This window comes from Streptomyces halobius (assembly GCF_023277745.1).
GTDB lineage: Bacteria > Actinomycetota > Actinomycetes > Streptomycetales > Streptomycetaceae > Streptomyces > Streptomyces halobius.
The window spans coordinates 9157870-9176372 of the sequence record NZ_CP086322.1 but is presented as its reverse complement, the minus strand read 5'-3'; the positions used below and the strand labels follow the sequence as shown (position 1 = coordinate 9176372).

The following is an 18503-nucleotide window of genomic DNA, read 5'->3' as shown; positions in this document are numbered from 1 at the left end:
AGGGCAGGGCTCATGAACGGGCTCATGCAGATGGCAGGGGCCATCTCCGACGCGAACACCCTCGTCTCCCAGCTCAAGAACTTCTTCCTGGTGGGCGTGCTGGGGCTGATGTATGTCGTCTCCATCGCCTTTGTGTGGGGGCAGACCAAGTCCGTGATGAAGGCCGCAGTCGCGGCCATCGGTGGTGCGGTGGTGCTGGCCATCGTCGTCAACATGGCCTCGGTGCGGGACAAGATCGGCGAGGACATCAAGAACCCCGCCGGCAAGACGAACGCCGCTGCGGTCCGCGTCGTCGACCACATCGGCCCGGCCGGCGGTGACCGGCGATGAGCACCACCGCTTCGTCTCCGGAGCCGCTGATCGGCCGCTGCTACACGAAGGCCCGCAGACACCAGAACGTCGTCGGCACCTGGCCCGGCGGCGGCCGGATCTGGGGCGGCCCCTACACGTGGCCGCAGATCATCGTGGCGGCAGCCACCCTGGCGGTGCTGCTGCTCACCGCCGGACTGTGGGCGCATCACGGCCTGCTCGATGCCCTGCCGTTGCTCGGTGTGCCCTACGCCCTGGCGCTGGTTGTGGGGCGTGTGCACGTCGATGGCCGCAACCCCTTCGCCGTGGCGGCCAGCGCCCTTGGCCTGGCGGTCAGCGGATCGTCCGGCCGGATGGACGGCCGCCCTGTGCGCCGGCCCCGCCGTGGCGCGGCGGTGGGTGTTTGCACGCTGACCTGGCAGCCGGCGAACGGCAACGCGGCGACGCAGGCGGAGGCCGGCGCCCCTTCCGCCAAGCCGGTGCGCGACGTTGCCCCGGAGATCGCCGTAGTAACCGACCGGCCGGTGGCCGACGCGCCTGTAGTGCGGGTGACGTCGGGCGTGGGCGCTCTGCTCGCCGCCCGCACTGCCGGTCAGACCACCACGAACACGAACGAGCGGGGGCAGTAATGCGGATTCCCGTCCGGCACATCGCCGGAAATGTCATTTGGACCCGTCACGGCACCTGTTGGGCGCTGTGGCGGGTGGAGGGCAGCGGGCACGCCCAGTCCTCCCGCACCGTCAAGGAACGGCGGCTGCGTGCCCTGGAGTCGTTGGTCAAGCAGCTGCACGGCGAGTCGATGTTGCTCAGCCTGTGCCCGCAGGTCGACCCGGCCGCGGTGCTGCGCAAGATGACCGACGGCGTCGACCTGGCTGCGAGCGAGCGCTACGCGCAGCTGGCGACGCGGGTGTGGGACCAGTTGGAGTGCATGGAGCTGACCAGCCGCGTGGACTGGCTGGCTGTCCCGCTGCCCGCCGGCGGCAAGAAGCAGGCCGCCGGCATGGCGTTCGAGGCGGCCCGCGCGGAAATCGCCCTGCAGCTGGGCCTGCTGCCCGCACCGGTCAGCGCCCGCGAAGAGGAGCGCCGGCTCAAGCAGGCGCGCGCCCTCGCCGGGACCTGGCCCTCCACGATCACGCTGCGGCCCACGACCGAGGCGGAAATCCTGTGGATCTACGGACACAGCGCCCGGCGCGGAGTCCTGGAGCCCCTGCTGCCCGAACCGGATCAGGGCACAGGCCGGGGCCGCGGCCGCGGAGCTGCGGCGCTGGGCCAGGTCATTCTCGCGGAGAGCGCCGCTCCCGCCGATGCCGGTCAGGAAGAGGACACCCAAGACAAGGGCCGGTTCGGGCGTCGCTGGCTGCAGGTGAGCACCGAATGGGGCGAGTCCTACCAGACGTTCCTGTCGCTGGCCGAGATGCCCGAGCGGTTCATCTTCCCCGGCAGCGAATACCTCGCCGCCCTGGATGAGTACAGCTTCCCGGTGGACTGGGTGATGCGCCTCAAAGTCACCCCGGGCGCCGTCGCCAACAAAAAGGCCGGCCGACAGGCCAATGAGCTGGCGAACCAGCCCGGCGAGTACGAGGGAGAGGCCTCCGGGGTGCCGTCGCACGTGCACGAGGCCACCGACGACATGGCGGACTTCCGCAGCGCGGTAACCCGGTCGAAGTCCGAGGTCGAGGTCCAGGCCATGGGCACGCTGTGCGTCTGGGGCACCACCCCGGCCGAAGCCGAAGCCCGCGCCGCCGACCTGAAGACCCACTTCGGGGAGGACGACTACACCTTCATCCGCCCCGTGGGCGAGCAGGAGCGGCTGTTCTACGGGATGCTGCCTGGTGCCCGCACTCCGAAGGTGATGCTGTCCTACGCGCAGGTGCTCCTCGCGCGGGACTTCGCGATGGCCGGTGCCTTCGGTGGATCGGCGCTGGGCGATGCCAAGGGGCCGCTGTACGGCCTACAGCTGTCCGGCGGCGGCACCCGGCCCGTGCTGACCGACTGGTCACTGGGCCCGCAGAAGTCCGCATCCGCCTCCGCGGCGTTCATCGGTGAACTCGGCGGCGGCAAGAGCGTCGCCATGAAGACCGCCGTCTACACCATCCTCGCCGCCGGCCGCAAAGCCGATCGGCCCGGCAGCCGAGGGCGGGCCGTCATCGTCGACCGCACCCCGCAGCAGGAACATGTCCGCTACGCCAAGACGTGCCCTGGCACCAACCAGGTCATCACCATCGACGACCAGGCCCAGGTCTCCCTCGATCCGCTGCGCACGATCCGCGACGCCGGCCAGGCGCAGCGCCGTACGGAGTCGTTCCTGACGCTGCTGCTGGGCATCGGCCCCATGAGCGACCAGGGCATCGTGCTGTCGGAGGCGATCGAGGCGACACTGGCCGGGCCGGCGCCGTCCATGGCAGCGCTGGTCGGCGAACTGCAGGCACGGGGCAAGCGCGATGCGACCTCGAACGCGGTAGCGCGCAAGCTGGCCGCGGTTGCCCGCAAGGACCTGGCCCGCACCATCTTCGACCCGGCGTTGCCGGTGGTGGACACGTCGAAGGCCGATTCGATCGTCTTCGCCACCGCCAACCTGGTGCTGCCCAAGGAACAGGAGCTGGCAGCCGACCGGCTGTCGACGCTGGAGTTCGAGAAGACTTTCGGCCGGGCGGCGCTGTATCTCATCGCGGCGCTGTGCAGGGAAATTTGCTTCGCCAATCCCCATGAGTTCTGTGTGGCGGTGTGGGACGAGTGCTGGTGGCTGACCTCCTCCCCCGAGGGCATGGCCCTGCTCCTGGAACTCGTCCGCGACGGCCGCAAGCACAACGCCGGCTGCCTTGTCGGGTCGCACGACGGCGAGGACATCGGCCCGGAGGCGACGGCTACCGGGCAGGTAATCCGTGGGCTCTTTCCCCGGAAGTTCTTGTTCCGGCAGACCGACGTCGCCCTCGCCAAGCGCGGCCTTGCGTTCCTCGACCTCGATCCGACCGACGAGGACCTGGTCGAGCTGGTCACCACCCGCCTGTCCCCCATGGACGTCGCCGACGAGGTCCGGGCGCAGCGGGCCGGTGAGTGCCTGCACCGGGATCTGTACGGGCGGATCGGCGGGATGCAGGTCGTCATCCCCGCCGACCTGCAGGCCGCCACCGCGATCCACTCCGACCCGGCGATGGCGGCATGAGGTGGCTGCGCCTGGCCGGGCAGACGGCATGGATAGGGCGGCGGGGGGGGCCTGGCGGCTGGTGCTGGTGCTGTGCACCGCGGTCATCCTCACCACGGCTATGGCCGCCCATGCGGCCGCGGCCCCTGAGCCCAAGCCCTCCGTATCGACCAGCGCGCAGCCTGCCCCCTCCGACTCCGCCAAGCCCGGAGCGAAAGACCAGAGGCCGACGCCGGACGGGCGCACGGGAGTCGCCTATGAGGACACCGCGCAGGGCAAGGCGGCCGCCAGGAAGGCGCTGCGGGAGAAGAAGGAGAGCCTGCGCAAAAAGCTGAAGCGACTGGGGATCGGCAAGGACGACCTTCTCGACAGCTTCCACGTCACGGACGAACACGGCATCCCCGTCAGCGCGTTCAAAATCTACGCCGAGAGCGGTGAGTGGTCCGACTGGGACCTCAAGGTCCAGGCGTGGCTGACGAGCCTGCTGTTCATGTGCGTCAAGTGGCTGGTGGCGTTTGCCTGCTGGCTGATCGCCTGGGCCCTCGGCTTCAAGCTGGCTTCGCTGCTCCTCAAGCCGGCGTTGGCGGTGTCGGACTCCCTCTATAACAGCGTCCTGCTCCAGCTGGGCTTGCCGGGCCTGTTCCTCGCCTTCAGTGGCACCGTCGCGGCGTGGATTTCTTCTTCGGTGACCGCTCCCGTGGTTGGGGCGAGCTCACCGCGTCCCTGCTGATCTCGGCGCTCGCGGTCACCAGCCTCGCCTCGCCGCCCCAGACGTTGCTCGGTCCGGACGGCGCTGTCGGCAAGGCGCGCGATCTGGGCGTCGCGGTCGCCGCCATCGTCATGGGCCACGAGGACCCCACCGGGCGCGCGACAGAGGACACCGCCGCGGACATCACCACGCCCATCACCGACGAACTCGTCAAAGCCTTTGTCGTGCAGCCGAGCATGGTGCTCACCTACGGCCAGACGTTCACCGACGACACCAAGGACAAGTGCGCGTCGCGCTTCACGTCCTTGGGAATTCAGCAAGCCTTCTACAACAAGGCGGTCGCCGAACAGACCAAGACCATCAGGGACATCCCCGGAGGCGGAGACATAATCCTGCCCGGGATCGGCGGCAAGATCGAAGACATCGTCAGGGACAAGGCGCTGCAGTGGGCCCAGGACACCTTCGGCAGCAAGCCCGACGAGGAGTTCGAGAAACTCTGCGTCACCGGCAACGCCCAGGAAGCCAAGAAGGCATCCGCGGACAAGCTCGCGGGAGCCTTCTTCATGCTGCTCGCAGCCCTGCTGGTCTGGGCGCTGATCGTCGGCATCGCCGGCGGCTACCTGGCCGCCCAGGTGTGGCTCGCCTTCGAGGCGATGCTGCTGCGCTGCGCGCTGATCGCCGGCACCCTGCCGGGACCGGGCCGGGCGTGGCTGTGGTCGCGCGGCGCCGCCATCGCCCGCAGCCTGGCCCTGCTGATCCTGCTCGTGCTGGGCCTGGCCGCGTTCACGGTGGCCGTGACCGCCGTGGTCTCCGCCGCACCGCAGGACATCCCCGGCGGCATCGTCGTCCGGTTCGTCACCGTCGACATCCTGTGCGTCGGCGCGATCATCTTCCGCAAGCGGCTGATCCGCCGCTCGCAGCAGATGGCCGCCCGGCTCAAGGCCCACGTCGGCGCATCCAAACTCGGCGGCGCCTCCGCTCCCTCCGACCTCGGCGCCGGGACCCGCAGTCGGCGCGGCACACTGGGCAAAATCGGCGGCGCCGCGCTGATGCTCGGCATGATGGCTGCCACCGGCGGCACCGCCGGGGCGGTCAGTGGCGGTCTGGGCCGCGCGGGCAGCGCCCGCGCGCTCACTGGACGCCTGGCCAAGGGCGCAGGGAGCCTCGCGCGCGGCACCGAACGAGCGGTACGTGCCGGAGCCCGAACCGGCATGCGGGCAGGCCGCGTCGGCCTGAAGGGCACGGTGGGACTGCCCGTTTACGGGCCACGTGCCGCACGTCGCACGGCCGCCGCGGCGCAGGCCGTGCCCGGTCAGGTCACCAACGCGGCCACCCAGCTCAAAACCCGCCTCGACGACGCCAGGAACCTGTACGAGCCGCAGGTGCGTGACTTCGCCGACGAGTACTGGCGCGGCATCGGCGGACGCTGGATCAGCAACCGCGTCCGTGCCCGCCGCGGCCTGCCACCGCAGCCCTTCCGCCCCGCGGGCCGATCGGCCCGCCGAACCACCGGCCCCCTCTCCGCGGCGGCGCGTCGTACGCCGGGCCGGCCGCCCAACCCGGCGCCCACCGCTGCGCCGCGCCGCAGCCGTCGGCCGCAGATGGTGCCGCAGCGGCCGCTGACACCGCCGGCGTCCAGCCAGCAGGCGAGTCTGCAACAGCGGTTGCACCGCATCCGTGCCCGTGGTGCCGCGGCCAACCAACCGGTCCCGCCGCCCGCGCCGCCTCGCCGTCCCGTGCCGCCCCGCCCCAGGCAGCCAAGGAGGCGCTCGTGAAGAAGCCTGTTATCGCGGTCGGTGTCGGATTCGGTGCAGGGGCGGTCGCGCTGATCGGGGTCCTGGTTCTATTCATTGCTGCTGTGGCGAACGGCGCGGCCGGCCACCAGGAAGAGGAGGAAGCGGCCGGGTCCCAGATCTCGGCGCAGGGCGGTGCGGTGGGCGACATACCGCCGGACATGCTGGCGCTCTATCGAAAGGCGGCGCCAGCTGCGTGCCGTGGGCTGGACTGGACGGTGCTCGCCGCGATCGGCAAGGTCGAGACCGACCACGCCCGCCACCCTACCATGCGCTCGTACGCGGGCGCGGTCGGGCCGATGCAGTTCCTACCGACCACATTCAAGGGCTACGCGTACCCGGTCCCGCCCGGCGGCGCCAACCCGCCCAGCCCGTGGGATCCGACCGACGCGGTGTATGCGGCGGCGCGGATGTTGTGCGCCAACGGCGCCAAGTCCGGCACCAGCAAGGGGATATACAAGGCGATCTACTCCTACAACCACGCGGACTGGTACGTGAAGAAGGTGCTCGCCCAGGCCAAGACGTACGCGGCCGCGCAGCCCAACGGGATCGACTCGAACGCTGACGTTACCTCCAACGCGATCGTCAAGGCCGCGTACACCCAGCTCGGCGTCCCCTACGTATGGGGCGGCGGCACCATCAACGGGCCGTCCGGCGGAGGGTTCGACTGCAGCGGGCTGACGTCGTACGCGGTCTACCAAGGAACCGGCCACAAGGTCGTCTTGCCGCGCACCTCACAGGAACAGCGCCACGTCGGGAAGTCCGTCCCGCGCGACCAGATGCAGCCCGGCGACCTCATCATCTTCAACAAGGATGGCTGGGGACACGTCGGGATCTACGCCGGCGGAAACCGCATGATCGACGCCCCACGGCCCGGGAAACGCGTCGAGATCATCAGCCTGTCGGGGTACTGGGAACAGTACGCCTGGGACATCCGCCGCGTTGCATAGATTCTTGTAGGTTCCGAATAGAGATGTCGTTGTCCAAGTGATTTGTCATCAACTTGTCGTCCACCGGCTCGGCTGAGTCTCTACTCGGTACGGGGCAAGCGTCATGCTGACGCTCCGCGGTCCAGTCTTGTCGTTTGGTTTGCCCGGTTTCCTGCTCAGGCTACCGCTGGTGGTGGCCAGTGTCCTGGTGCCGAAGACTTCGGACACGAAGGGGCGACCATGGGGACCGGTTCAGACGAAAGCACGCGACAGATAGTCGGACGGTGCGGGCGACGTACCGGCGGGCCGACGGGCGGTTGGTCGAGGCCGGTCTCGACCGGATCCCCGTGGACGTTGTGGCTCCTTGAAAATGGCTCTGCTCGCTGTTCCGTGAATCTCCAGGCCAGTGATGGGAGCGTGAGTACGAAGGAGCAGGGGCGTATTGGAACTGGTCTCTCCGCGCGGTCCGTTGGGGCCCACCGAGGAGTAACCTGGAGGTATCGAGAGCATTTCGCACACCGGCTGCCGCGCTGATGTCGTTCTCGGTGAGCAAAGACACCAGGCCGCTGTCCGCGGACCGCGATCTGAAGACGGGTCCGCGCCATGTCCGCGACCATTGACCATCCCCTGCCGCAGCACGAGCTTCTCGCAGCTCCGACCACTCGCCTCACGCTGAAAGCCACGGGCACGACCCGTGGGCTCCTGGACGGTGCCTGGTGGCCCCGCTCCCGCGACCTGCTGCGCGAACTACCCGCCCTGTTCGACATGCGGGCCCCCCTGTGGGGACGGATCACCCGCATCGCCGTCAACCCCCAGCACTGGCCGGTCCTCCCACGCAAGGTGCCTGTCAACGGACATGTAGTGAAGGTGGGTTGGTTCAAGGCCGCGCAGGATCCCCACAAGATCTTGCTGCTGTCGTACAGCGTCGGCCGCTGGGATCTGCTGGTGATCCCCCCGGACACCGGCACCGCTGCGGTAGCACGGCTCATGGCCGCCGCCACCGACGGCACCGGCCCGCAGCTGACCGCGAGCGCACTCATGGCGGCGGAGGAAGCCCGCCACGGCGACTCGGCAGCCGACCGGGCACAAGACCCCGAGGAGACATGGGAGTACGAGGGCGGCGCGTCCTCGACCCACACGGCCGTTCCGGCCCAGCCCTGCCGCCTCGTCGTGGGGATGTGACCATCATGGCCACGGCCCTGACCATCGGCGTCCTGCTGATCCTGATCATCGGAGCAGCACACGTGATCCAGCGGCTCAACGCACAGCACGCCGAGCGGATCGCGCTCCACCGCTACAGCCGGTTCCTGCCCGGCGACCGAGGCGCTCGCAGCAGTACCAAACAACCGATCCCGGGCCGGTCCGAACCGCCCGCCGTGCCCGCCCGCCGCGACCACCGGGACGGGGGCCGCGGACGTCTGCGCCCGCGGCGCCGGATCCGTCGGGCACACGGACACTGAACCGACGCACACCTCCAGGAACCCCGCTCAGGACCCGCTGGTATCCGCAGGGTCCTCATCGAGAGGAACGGCACATGCAGCTTCTGATCACTCTCATCGGCCTTCTCGCCCTGCTGGCACTGGCCATGGCCCTCAAGATCGTCAAGCAGTACGAGAAAGGAGTCCTCTTCCGGCTCGGGCGCCTGGCCGGCACCCGAGCTCCCGGTCTGCGGACCATCATTCCGGTCGTCGACGTCCTGCACCGGGTGTCGCTGCGCATCGTCACGATGCCGATCCAGTCGCAGGGCATCATCACCCGCGACAACGTCAGCGTCGATGTATCGGCCGTCGCGTACTTCCGCGTCGTGGACGCCGTGAAATCGGTCGTCGCCATCGAGAACGTCCACGCCGCGACCAACCAGATCGCCCAGACCACCCTGCGCAAGGTCGTCGGCCAGCACACCCTGGACGAGACGCTGTCGGGGACCGACCGCATCAACCTCGACATCCGCGAGATCCTCGACGTCGCCACCGCCGAGTGGGGCGTGGAAGTCACCCTGGTCGAGCTCAAGGACATCCAGCTGCCCGACAGTATGAAGCGCGCGATGGCCGGCCAGGCCGAGGCCGAGCGGGACAAGCGCGCAAAGATCATCAACGCGGAAGGGGAATCGCTCGCCGCGGCGGCGCTCGGGGACGCCTCGGACACCATGATGGCCCACCCCCTGGCCCTGCAACTCCGCAACCTGCAGAGCCTGGTGGAGATCGGCGTCGACAAGAACACCACGGTCGTCTTCCCGGCCCCGCTGATGAGCACCATCGGCGAACTGGGCTCCTTCCTCAGCAGGGAATCCGCGGCCGCCGCAGCGGAACCGACCCCGGTCGACTTCGCCAAGCCCGGCCGCAAGCCGGCACCGAACAACAGGCCCGGCGCGGTCCCGCACCCGGCCTGAGCCGATCCCCGTCGCCACCGGCCAGCCGGTGCGGCTGGACGGTGGACGAGTTCGAACAGGCGGCGCGCGAGCAGAAGGCAGGCCAGTTTCGGACGGTGGGAGTTGGAAGACGTCGAGCGTCTGGCGGGCAACGAGAACCCGGACGGTGACGTGCGGGCGCGCGGATGCTCGGCCCGGATGGGGCGGCGGCCCATCCGGGTATCCCAGCGCCGGGAGTTCGACTACGTCGTCGATGCAGGCCTCGCCCCGTACGGCCTGCTTGTCTAGGGTTCGCAGGCTGTACGCACAGGTCAGACCGCCGATCAGCGGTGCAGGCACGTGACACACGCTGGCCCGTAGGTGTTTCGATCGAAACACCCGGCCGGGCGCCCAGCAGGAACTGTTTCGGTTGAGACGTTTCCTGGGCTGCTGTTCGACGCGCACCAGCATGTCCACGAAACGGTTCGACCGAACCATTTCGCTCGTCCCGTACGTGCCGCTCGGCTCGGGGCTGGTCGAGAAGAGGCAGCTACTGGGAGCTGAGTGGGCGGTACTGCACGTCCCTGGCTGACCCGAGTCCGTCGATTCCGTCAGGGGACGCGACCTCGTCGTTACGGCCGTGACGAGGTTGCCCGCACGCGGGCCGTCTCGCAGGTGACCAACGTGCCTGACGAACCCTCGGAGAGTCATGAGGCACGTACCGGAGTGCGGACGTGCCTCACACACCTTCTCCGAACTAGGGCTTCCTGCCGATGCCTAGTAGGACTCCGTTAGGTCTTCCTGTTGTGCTAGATCAGGAGCATGTTGGGTGTGTGGATGCACTTGAAGTGAACCGGGTTCGGGCGAAGTTGGCGTTGTTCGTGGAGGATGTGTTCGCCTCAGTACCGCGCAAGGACCAGCGGGCCAAGGGCGACTGCTATCTGCGGGGTCTGATGCTGGAGGGTCGCCGCAAGTCCGTCCAGGCCATGGCTTTGCGGCTGCCGGACGGCAACGAGCAGAACCTGCAGCAGTTCGTGAACCAGTCCACGTGGGATCCCGTGCCGGTGCAGCGGCGGATCGCCGAGCGGATGCTGCCACTGATCGGCCCGACCGCCTGGGTGATCGACGACGTGTCGGTGCCCAAGGACGGCCGGATGTCGGTCGGGGTGGCTCCGCAGTACTGCGGAGCGTTGGGGAAACGGGCGAACTGCCAGGTCGCGGTCAGCGTCCATGCCGCAACCGACACCGCCTCCTGCCCGCTGCAATGGCGCCTGTTCCTGCCCAAGGAGTGGGCTTGGGACACCGATCGGCGGGCCAGGACCCGCATCCCGCCCGAGGTCACACACCGCGAGAAATGGCGCCTGGCTCTGGACATGCTCGACACGCTCGCCACCTGGGGCATGACACCACCAGTCGTGGTGGCCGACGCCGCCTACGGCACCAACGCGCACCTGCGGGCGGCTCTGTCCGACCGCCAACTCGCCTACGTGCTGGCCGTCCGCGCTGATGTGACCGCCCACCCCTTCGACGCGAAACCCGTGACCCCACGCCGCAACGGGACCGTCGGCTGCCGGCCCCAGCCCCGATACCGGGAACCCGCACCGTCCGTGGCAGCTCTCGCCTCAGGCCTTGGGCCGGATGCCTTCACCCCCGTGACGTGGCGGCAAGGCTCGCGAGGGGAGTTACGTTCCCGCTTCGCCGCCGTGCGTGTACGCCCGGCCGGCAAGGCAGTCGAACGCCCCATCCGAGCCGCCGCCTCAGCCGAACAGGGCTGGTGGGACGGAATCCTGCCCGACTGCTGGCTGCTGATCGAATGGCCCGAAGACAGCGAGGAACCCACAAATTACTGGCTGTCCAGCCTACCGGCGCACACACCCATCGCTGACCTGGTCCGCCTGGCCAAGGTCCGCTGGCGCATCGAGCACGACTACCGCGAACTCAAGCACGGCCTGGGCCTGGACCACTTCGAAGGCCGTTCCTGGCCCGGCTGGCACCACCACGTCACCCTCGTCACCGCCGCCCACGCCTTCCTCACCGAACAGCGCCTGGCCCCAAAAGGGCCCACGCCGGTCTCACCCTCTACCAAGTACTCGACGCCCTCCAGGACGTCTTGAGGTGCTGGACCGGCATCTGCACCACCTGCCAACAACGCCTGCCCACCAGGACACACATGACACCAAGATCGAGACAGACCTAACGGAGTCCTACTAGGGCCTGTCCGACGGATCATGTGACTTCTCACGCTCCGGTCCGTTGGCATGTTCATGGGGCGGGGAGATCTTACGAACGGAGAGTGGGCCCGGTTGAAGCCGCATCTGCCGAAGTCCGGGCAGCGCGGTGGCCGTTGGGTCAGTCACCGAAGGGTCATCAACGGGATTCTGTACCGGAACCGGACTGGGGTGCCGTGGCGGGACCTGCCTGCCCGTTTCGGGAAGTGGAAGACGGTATATGAGCGGCACAGACGTTGGTCGGCGGACAGCACGTGGGACAAGATCTACGCGGCCGTCCTGGCCGACGCGGATGCCGAGGGCCGCATCGACTGGTCGATGGTGAGCGTGGACTCCACCACCTGCCGGGCCCACCAGCACGCCGCGGGAGCACGCAAGAGATCCCCGCGGGTGCCGGGAAAAGACGCACGCCCCGGCAGCACCGCCCCGATGAGGGACTCGGACGCTCCCGGGGCGGTCTCACCTGCAAGATTCACCTCGCAGGGGAAGGCGGACGCCGCCCTCTGGCCTTGCTGATCACTCCGGGCCAGTGGGGCGACGCCCCGCAACTCATCCCCGTAATGGAACGTATCCGTGTCGGTCGGCTCAGCGGCGGACGCCCCCGCACCCGACCGGACCGCCTCGGCGGCGACAAGGCCTATTCCTCCCGGCGTAACCGCCGCTACCTGCGGCGACGGCAGATCAAGCACACCATCCCCGAGCCGAAGAACCAGCGGGCGAACCGCCAACGCCGCGGCAGCAAGGGCGGACGGCCCGCCGGCTTCGACAAGACGATCTACAAGCGCAGGAACGAAGTGGAGCGGACGATCAATGCCCTCAAGAACTCCCGGGCCGTGGCCACGAGGTTCGACAAGCGCGCCTACGTCTTCCACGGCACCGTCACCGTTGCCGCGATCCGACTGTGGCTCAGGACGTGATCAGGCGGCCGGGATTCAGAGCCACCGCTGTGCCGACTCGACGCTGTCCCCGACACTGGTGTTGAACGCAATGGCGGCCTGGGGCGCATGGCGCCGGATCAAGTTCACGATCTGTTCGAAGAGCGGAAGCAGCGGCTCGGTCTTGCGGATCCCGCCGCCGACGACCACGACATCCCACGACTGCTTGGTCAACGATGCGACGAGGGTAGACTCGGCCGATTCGTCGAACACGATCAGCGTCATGGCCGCGTCGATGCCGTGCTCACCGAACCGGGCCAGCTCCGCATCGAGCGCCGCGCGAAGAGCCTCTCCGTCGACGCCAGGTATCGCTTGCGGGTCGTAACCAACAATAAGTGCAGAAGACATGCGGCCAACCTACCGAGCCCTACCCGAACATGATCCGTCGGACAGGCCCTAGGCCGTGCTGGAGTTCCTCGCCGATCGCGTCGCACAGCGGGGCGAGGACGTCGGCCGCCGCTGTGTCGAACAGGTACGCGGGGGCGACTTCGAGCATCAGCTCCCCGACCTGGTGCGTGCTGGCGGCGAGGTCGTCGACGACGCGGAGGAGCGCGGCGAGGGCGGGATCCGCGGACGAATCGGCGGGCTCGCCCCGGGGCGCCGTCGACAAGGTCCTGGAGCGCGGCGGAGCGACCAGTCGCCGCCAGTCACTCCTCCACTGGCAGGCCGTCCGCCGCCAGGTCCGCAAGCACCGGTGTCATCACTACTCACGCCCGCCGGTGGACATAGCGCGCCACAGCACGAGCATCACCCGAGAGACAATACGCCCACGTCGCTGCTGTCCGCGGTAATGGTTTCGTCGCTGCTGATCATGCAGGTGAGGCCGCTGTTGCCGCAGTGGTTGCGGGGCAGCCCGACCGGCAGATGCCCGGCGTTGCCCGTCAAGGTCCCCTTGCTGGATGCCGTCGCACCGGCTGCCCGCGGGCCTCCCGCCTTGGCGCAGGTGTTGCTGAACGCGGGGTTGCCGACACCGATGACCGCGTGCGCCGGTACCGCCGACAACGCCACCGCGCCCAATCCCGCACCGACCAGCACCGCCTGCCGCCGCACCGACCTGGCCCGCGTCGCCGCACCCATACGCCACCCTCCAATCCATCCGCCCGGCGACAGCCACGAATGGCAAACTGTCCCATTTGTCCACTGCAACGACTGAATCACCGACGACGACACGGCGCAGCGAGCGGTGGCCTCCGGTGGCTAGCTCCTTGCCCAATGGCGCGATCGCCCAATCCGTCGGACACGCCCTAGCGATACGCGGATCTTGCACGTTGGGATAGCGTCCGGTGGGAGGTACGGGCATGAGTTTTCGGCTGGCGGCGTACGCCGTGTGCATCGAGGACGGGCGGGTCCTGCTCGCCCATCACGTCTCAAACAACTGGACTTTCCCGGGCGGCAGGGTCGAGCACGGGGAGGATCCGTTCCACGCGGTGATCCGGGAGGTTGCCGAGGAGACCGGTTGCGACGCGATGGTCGAACGCCTGCTGGGCGTGGACTCAAGGGTGATCCCCGCCGCCGAACGCACCGTCCCCGGGGGACCAGAGCACCAGAATGTCGGCATCTTCTACCGGGTCCGCATCACCGGCGGCCAACTCCGGCCTGAGCCGAGCGGCGAAACCCCCGAGTCCGTCTGGACTCCGATCCCCGACGTGGCTGGCCTGCGCCGGTCGTCGCTGGTCGACATCGGCCTCGCTCTGGCGCGGACCCTTCCGGCAACCGGCCACGTCCCTCCCGTCTCGGTCGGCGGCCTCATCCAGCACTGACGCCACCATCAACCTGGCCCGCTTGACCGCCATCCGGCTCACTTCTCCGAACTAACGGAGACGGAACAGAGGGCGATCAGCTCTCCGTACGGGATCCCGTTCGTCTGGCATGGATGGAAGTTAGCAGAAAGGCCCTCTGACCTGCACAGACACTCAAACTAGTTTGGTCTACACGCCTGACGACGTTCTGGGACCCGAGATAACTTCCCCACCCCGAGGAATTCGACAGATCGGTTGGACAAAACCACCGACAAAACGTCGAGACAACCAGCCAAAGCCGGAGGTCAGGCCATCACCGGCCGACAACACTGACCGGAACCTACACGCGTTCGACTTCGTCCTGCCGGCGGAAGTTCATGTCTCCGGCTTCCCGGGAATTCGTCGCCGAGCCTCAGCGCCTCTTCAGAAGGCTACTCGTGCCCGGGGCCCGACACGCCGACGAGGGCCCGGCGGCGGCAGCATCGGCCGGACGCAGAACCCAGCCGCCGGGCCCACCCAGTCTCACAGACTGCCCGCTGCTGGAAGCGCTGGGGTGGCGGCGGGGCATAGGTAGTCGCGGTCACGGATGGCCGGCAGCGTCGTGCCGAGCGGTGAAGTCGTCCAGGGTGGGGAAGCGGGCGGGGTCGACTGCTCCGGTGCGCTCATACTGCTCCAGGACCTCCATGAATAGGTGCCGGCGGTAGTGCCACTTCAGGTGCTTGTCGGTGCGTGCGTGGTCGGTGGGCTTCATCAGTGCGAGGAAGAAGAGCGCTTTGACCAGGAGGTAGGGGCCCAGGAGCTGGCTGAGGGGGTGTCCGGTGGTGGCGCGGGCCACCTCGTTCAGCGCCTCCAGGTAGCGGTGTCGCTGTTGGTCAGTGGCCGCGTAGCCTTTCGTGCCGCCTTTGAACGGAACGATCTCCAGGGCCAGGACGACGTCGTAGCCGTGTGGCACCAGGCCGTGGTGCTGCCAGTCGATGACGCCGGCTGGAAGCACGTTGGGCAGGCCGTAGTCGAGATGTCCGCGGACCAGTGGGACGCCGGTGAGCTGGGTGACCGCCTGGTCCAGGGCCGCCTGCACCCGATCGCTGTTGAAGTCGGGGTTCTCGGCGAAGACGTTGTCCGTCCACCCCGCGGTTCGCACCCACCTGCGCAGCGCCTGGGGGTCGGCGGCTACCGCGTGCGTGGCCTGGGCCCGCAGCAGCCGGCCCCCGACCTCGGCTGCCAGATCAACCACCGTGTCGGGCAGTGCACGTGTGCCATCCAGGCTCTCCAGGGCCACGTCGTGTAGCGAACGCTCGCCCAGCGACTCTTCCACGACGTAGACGTGGCCGTCGTCGGTGACGCCGTCGTCCAGGATGCGCGGGACCGGGTAGCCGTGTTCGGCGAGCTGTCGCTGGAAGGCGGCCTCCGCGGCGAGTGCCGGCCCTCCGGTGCGCCGGTAGCGGGTGCCGTCGGTGTTGACGTACACCGCGCCGCCGGGGTCGGCGGTACGCTTCTTCACGAACTGCCAGTGCGGGTTATCCATCAAACTTCTCCCTTCGGGGGTTCCGTCCCGGAACCCGTGGTCGCGCGGTAGGCGAGGGCATGGGCCACCGCTCGGGCGTCCATAACCCACTGCCGGTCGCCGGCCGCGACGCTGCATTGCAGCTTGCGGTCGTGACAGCGGTGGCGTAGCCGCGGTGGCGGAAGGCGGGGGCGGTGACGACCAGGTGGATGTGGCCGGTGCGGCCGTTGTAGCCGGGGCCGGGCAGCCCCTGGTGGATGGAGCCGAGAGCGCAGGCGGCCAGCCCGCCGGCGGGGTTGTCAACGACGTACGCGGCGAGAGTGGTGCCGGTGGTCAGTCCGTCGGCGATGTGGGCGTGCAACTCGGCAAACCACGGTCCGGCGAGATCCTGGTTGGTCAGTTCGGCGAGGGCGAGGGCGACGGCATCGTCGGGGTTGGCCGGGCCAACGTCCATAGGCGGATCCTTGCGTTGGGTGGGAAATGGGGCCGCCTGGGGCGGTGGGGCGGATAGGCTGGCGGGCCTTGTGTGACGTTGCTTCGGTGCCGGGGGCGCCTGTGCCTGACCTGTCTTCGTCGCCCTCGCCGGGCGAGGTTTCCGCCGAGCAGATCGCTGCCGTCCTAGCGGAGCGGTACGGGCTGATGGACGCGCGGGTGGAGATCGTCCCGCTGGGCACCGAGACGGATAACGCGGTGGCGGACACGGGGCGGGGCCGGGTGTTCGTCAAGGCGTATCCGGCCCGCGCCGACTTGGGTGTGATGGAGGGGCGCATCGCGCTGATGGAGCTCGGCCGGGGCGCGGGTAGCCCGTTCCCGGCCGTGCACCCCGACCGCGACGGCGCCCTCATCGCTCGCCACGGCGGGGTGGCTCTGTCGGTGTGGGACTGGGTGGATGCCGCCTCGCTGGAGACGCCGTACACCGCGACGCACAGCCGCCAGATCGGCACGGCGCTCGGCCGGCTCCACACCGCTTTGGAGACATGCCCCGTGAGCTCCTACAAGCCGAACAAGAACCACTGGTGGGAGACATCGGCTGAGGACTTGACCGCGCGGGGCGAGCGGTTGCTGGAGCTGATCGACGCGGTTCCGGAGCTGTCCGAGGATGACCTGCGGCGGCGCGAGCAGGTCGCTGAGCGCATCGCCCAGTTGCGGGACCTGGCCGCGGTGCAGGCGGGGCTGCCGGCCGCCCCGCGCGAGCAAGTGGTCCACTTTGATGCGACCGGCGCCAACCTGCTGTGGGATGCCAAGGAGGACCTGGCGGCCATCATCGACCTCCAGGCGCGGGTCGCGTTCCCGACATGGGAGCTGGGCCGGGTCATGTTCGAGCCGTTCACGGTCGTGGAGTCGCCGGACTGGTGGGCCACCGCGGTGGCGGGAGTGCTGGCGTACGCCCAGGAGGTGCCCGCCGAGGCCCGCGGGGAGCTGGTGTACTGCGCGCGGATGGCGCTGCTGCACAACCTGACCTCCTGGTTCGGGGTGGACGCGCTGTACGGGGACAAGCAGCTGCCCGGCCGGTCCATCTACGCCCGGTTCTGGGACCTGCGGGCGCAGGCCGCCACCCGGATGCTCACCGACCTGGACGCGATCGAGGATGAACTGCGGGCCGCCCTCGCCTGCTGACTCCTCTCGTCAGCGGGCGGAGAGCTGCCGTTCGCGGTCGCGCTGGAGCAGTTAGAACGAGCGGGGCTCCTTCAGGTCTCTCACACAACTCGTGTCAACATGGTGGGCGAGGAAGACGCGGGCTCGCTCGTCGAGGTCGGACGCGACCCGCACCCCGCGGGCCCGGTACGGGCGGAGGTCGGAGCGCAGAGAGCGGACGGCCTTGAGCGTGCGGGTGGACTTCACCCCAGCCATGGTGTCAATCGCCCGGCGCCAGGTGGCGCACGCCTGCTCGATGCTGTCCTGCTTGGCCTGCTGCTCGGCCTGGGCGACCAGGTCGAGGGCGATGATCCGCGCGTAGGTCGTCCCAGGTCGGCTGGCCGCCGCGATCGCGTACTGCCTCGCGGCGTTGCGGCGGTCGCCAAGCGTCTCAAAGACCTTCGCCGTACGGGAGTGCACGGTGGCCGCGGGCGGTCCCCACACCAGCGCCCAGAACGGCGCCTCGTCGTCGGCGCCGGCCGCGAGCGCGGCGTGGGCACGGTCGACATCGGCCAGCGCGGCCTGGCGCTGGCCGGTCTTGGAGAGCGCGTGCGCGTGGGTGACGGCGAACAGCGCCTCGACCTGCGAGTCGACCCGGCCCTTGGCGCGATCCCAGCCGGTCTCGGCGAGGGCCAGACAGTGTTCGGGCCGGTGCAGCTTCATGCCCTGCTGCGACATGGTCCGGATCACGAACCCGTCCTGGCCTGGGGTTCCGGACTCCCGGGCGAGCCCCAGGGTCTGCATGTAGTACCGCTGTGCGAGCCCTTGTTCGCCCGAATCGTAGGCTTTCCAGCCGCATAGATGGGCTGCGGCCGAGGCGACGGAAAGCGCCTCGGCGCGGGCCTGTTCGCTGCTGAAGCGGGCGCGGCACAGGTCGCGGACATCAGTGATCAGGTACTGCACGAATGCGGCGCGGCCGTGCTGGCCGCCGTGGCGCCCGTCCATGTCCATGAAGAGGCGGACCATGTCGCGCACGGCTGCGACGTCGGCGTGACCGGCGACGGCGCCGCCTTTGACGGTGCGGGTGCGGGCGGCGGCTTCCTGGACGCTCTCCAGCGGGAGGGCCGAAGCGGCCATGGAGTAGGCGGAGGCGGCGAGGAATCGGCGGCGGTTCACATCGGCCTCCCCGAATGGCAATGAGCGTCTCGATGGGACCGAAGTCCAGCGTCAGACCGATGCTGTCATCTTCGCCGCCGGTCGGTGAACCAAGTCCAAGTTCTTCGCGGGTGATCC

The 18503-nt window shown here is 69.0% G+C and carries 20 protein-coding genes; 14 read left to right on the top strand and 6 right to left on the bottom strand.

The window, feature by feature from the left end:
* The first annotated feature begins 12 nt into the window (after positions 1-12).
* From K9S39_RS41490 to K9S39_RS41435, 12 genes are all read left to right on the top strand, one after another.
* Positions 13-330, top strand: coding sequence for a hypothetical protein (locus K9S39_RS41490; RefSeq protein WP_248868473.1), 318 nt, complete (start codon positions 13-15; stop codon positions 328-330).
* The gene (locus K9S39_RS41485; protein ID WP_248868472.1) at positions 327-938 is read left to right on the top strand and encodes a hypothetical protein; all 612 of its coding nucleotides are present in this window, start codon (positions 327-329) and stop codon (positions 936-938) included. Before K9S39_RS41490 ends, K9S39_RS41485 begins: the two co-directional genes overlap by 4 nt.
* Complete coding sequence (locus tag K9S39_RS41480) at positions 938-3472, top strand: ATP-binding protein (RefSeq protein WP_248868471.1); 2535 nt, start codon at positions 938-940, stop codon at positions 3470-3472. Before K9S39_RS41485 ends, K9S39_RS41480 begins: the two co-directional genes overlap by 1 nt.
* Positions 3473-3500: 28 nt before the next feature.
* Positions 3501-4181 carry a hypothetical protein gene (locus tag K9S39_RS41475; protein WP_248868469.1) on the top strand — a complete coding sequence of 227 codons (681 nt, stop codon included), beginning with the start codon at positions 3501-3503 and terminating at the stop codon, positions 4179-4181.
* Entirely contained in the window at positions 4121-5935 is a 1815-nt protein-coding gene (locus tag K9S39_RS41470) for a hypothetical protein (protein ID WP_248868467.1), read from the top strand. The genes K9S39_RS41475 and K9S39_RS41470 overlap by 61 nt, the downstream gene beginning before the upstream one ends.
* A complete protein-coding gene (locus K9S39_RS41465; RefSeq protein ID WP_248868465.1) occupies positions 5932-6903 on the top strand; it encodes a C40 family peptidase in 972 nt (323 codons plus the stop codon). The genes K9S39_RS41470 and K9S39_RS41465 overlap by 4 nt, the downstream gene beginning before the upstream one ends.
* Positions 6904-7485: 582 nt before the next feature.
* The gene (locus K9S39_RS41460) at positions 7486-8064 is read left to right on the top strand and encodes a DUF5994 family protein (RefSeq protein WP_248868463.1); all 579 of its coding nucleotides are present in this window, start codon (positions 7486-7488) and stop codon (positions 8062-8064) included.
* A 5-nt stretch (positions 8065-8069) separates the two neighbouring features.
* On the top strand, positions 8070-8342 hold the full coding sequence (locus K9S39_RS41455) for a hypothetical protein (RefSeq protein WP_248868462.1): 273 nt from the start codon (positions 8070-8072) through the stop codon (positions 8340-8342).
* 74 nt (positions 8343-8416) lie between these two features.
* On the top strand, positions 8417-9271 hold the full coding sequence (locus K9S39_RS41450; RefSeq protein WP_248868460.1) for a slipin family protein: 855 nt from the start codon (positions 8417-8419) through the stop codon (positions 9269-9271).
* Between the two features lie 102 nt (positions 9272-9373).
* The gene (locus K9S39_RS41445) at positions 9374-9538 is read left to right on the top strand and encodes a hypothetical protein (protein WP_248868459.1); all 165 of its coding nucleotides are present in this window, start codon (positions 9374-9376) and stop codon (positions 9536-9538) included.
* 524 nt (positions 9539-10062) lie between these two features.
* Positions 10063-11343 (top strand): IS701 family transposase, encoded by a 1281-nt coding sequence (locus K9S39_RS41440; RefSeq protein WP_248868456.1) that lies wholly within the window; start codon positions 10063-10065, stop codon positions 11341-11343.
* Between the two features lie 150 nt (positions 11344-11493).
* A protein-coding gene (locus K9S39_RS41435) for an IS5 family transposase (RefSeq protein ID WP_248868454.1) occupies positions 11494-12374 on the top strand; the annotation gives its coding sequence in 2 pieces (ribosomal slippage) (positions 11494-11854 and positions 11854-12374; 882 coding nt in all).
* A 15-nt stretch (positions 12375-12389) separates the two neighbouring features.
* Here K9S39_RS41435 and K9S39_RS41430 read toward each other — a convergent pair.
* The 3 genes from K9S39_RS41430 to K9S39_RS41420 form a co-directional block, all read right to left on the bottom strand.
* A complete protein-coding gene (locus K9S39_RS41430; protein WP_248868452.1) occupies positions 12390-12740 on the bottom strand; it encodes a hypothetical protein in 351 nt (116 codons plus the stop codon).
* 19 nt (positions 12741-12759) lie between these two features.
* On the bottom strand, positions 12760-13002 hold the full coding sequence (locus K9S39_RS41425; protein ID WP_248868451.1) for a hypothetical protein: 243 nt from the start codon (positions 13000-13002) through the stop codon (positions 12760-12762).
* A 137-nt stretch (positions 13003-13139) separates the two neighbouring features.
* Positions 13140-13469, bottom strand: coding sequence for a chaplin family protein (locus tag K9S39_RS41420; protein WP_248868450.1), 330 nt, complete (start codon positions 13467-13469; stop codon positions 13140-13142).
* 221 nt (positions 13470-13690) lie between these two features.
* On the opposite strand from K9S39_RS41420, the gene K9S39_RS41415 reads away from it, so the two are divergent.
* Complete coding sequence (locus K9S39_RS41415; RefSeq protein ID WP_248868449.1) at positions 13691-14152, top strand: NUDIX hydrolase; 462 nt, start codon at positions 13691-13693, stop codon at positions 14150-14152.
* A 559-nt stretch (positions 14153-14711) separates the two neighbouring features.
* On the opposite strand, the gene K9S39_RS41410 is transcribed toward K9S39_RS41415, so the two are convergent.
* Positions 14712-15656: a phosphotransferase gene (locus tag K9S39_RS41410; protein WP_248868448.1), complete on the bottom strand. Its 945-nt coding sequence runs from the start codon at positions 15654-15656 to the stop codon at positions 14712-14714.
* Entirely contained in the window at positions 15649-16089 is a 441-nt protein-coding gene (locus K9S39_RS41405) for a GNAT family N-acetyltransferase (RefSeq protein ID WP_248868447.1), read from the bottom strand. The genes K9S39_RS41410 and K9S39_RS41405 overlap by 8 nt, the downstream gene beginning before the upstream one ends.
* A gap of 101 nt (positions 16090-16190) precedes the next feature.
* Between K9S39_RS41405 and K9S39_RS41400 the strand changes: the two genes are divergently transcribed.
* Positions 16191-17252, top strand: a complete 1062-nt coding sequence (locus tag K9S39_RS41400) for a phosphotransferase (RefSeq protein ID WP_248868446.1) — start codon at positions 16191-16193, stop codon at positions 17250-17252.
* Positions 17253-17303: 51 nt separating this feature from the next.
* On the opposite strand, the gene K9S39_RS41395 is transcribed toward K9S39_RS41400, so the two are convergent.
* Positions 17304-18386, bottom strand: coding sequence for a hypothetical protein (locus tag K9S39_RS41395; RefSeq protein ID WP_248868445.1), 1083 nt, complete (start codon positions 18384-18386; stop codon positions 17304-17306).
* Positions 18387-18503 lie beyond the last annotated feature (117 nt).

What these genes read in the sequence shown, in the direction of transcription:
- K9S39_RS41490 (WP_248868473.1), top strand. Translation starts at nt 13, where the DNA reads ATGAACGGGCTCATGCAGATGGCAGGGGCCATCTCCGACGCGAACACC.
- K9S39_RS41485 (WP_248868472.1), top strand. Translation starts at nt 327, where the DNA reads ATGAGCACCACCGCTTCGTCTCCGGAGCCGCTGATCGGCCGCTGCTAC.
- K9S39_RS41480 (WP_248868471.1), top strand. Translation starts at nt 938, where the DNA reads ATGCGGATTCCCGTCCGGCACATCGCCGGAAATGTCATTTGGACCCGT.
- K9S39_RS41475 (WP_248868469.1), top strand. Translation starts at nt 3,501, where the DNA reads ATGGATAGGGCGGCGGGGGGGGCCTGGCGGCTGGTGCTGGTGCTGTGC.
- K9S39_RS41460 (WP_248868463.1), top strand. Translation starts at nt 7,486, where the DNA reads ATGTCCGCGACCATTGACCATCCCCTGCCGCAGCACGAGCTTCTCGCA.
- K9S39_RS41455 (WP_248868462.1), top strand. Translation starts at nt 8,070, where the DNA reads ATGGCCACGGCCCTGACCATCGGCGTCCTGCTGATCCTGATCATCGGA.
- K9S39_RS41450 (WP_248868460.1), top strand. Translation starts at nt 8,417, where the DNA reads ATGCAGCTTCTGATCACTCTCATCGGCCTTCTCGCCCTGCTGGCACTG.
- K9S39_RS41430 (WP_248868452.1), bottom strand. Translation starts at nt 12,740, where the DNA reads ATGTCTTCTGCACTTATTGTTGGTTACGACCCGCAAGCGATACCTGGC.
- K9S39_RS41420 (WP_248868450.1), bottom strand. Translation starts at nt 13,469, where the DNA reads ATGGGTGCGGCGACGCGGGCCAGGTCGGTGCGGCGGCAGGCGGTGCTG.
- K9S39_RS41415 (WP_248868449.1), top strand. Translation starts at nt 13,691, where the DNA reads ATGAGTTTTCGGCTGGCGGCGTACGCCGTGTGCATCGAGGACGGGCGG.
- K9S39_RS41410 (WP_248868448.1), bottom strand. Translation starts at nt 15,656, where the DNA reads ATGGATAACCCGCACTGGCAGTTCGTGAAGAAGCGTACCGCCGACCCC.
- K9S39_RS41405 (WP_248868447.1), bottom strand. Translation starts at nt 16,089, where the DNA reads ATGGACGTTGGCCCGGCCAACCCCGACGATGCCGTCGCCCTCGCCCTC.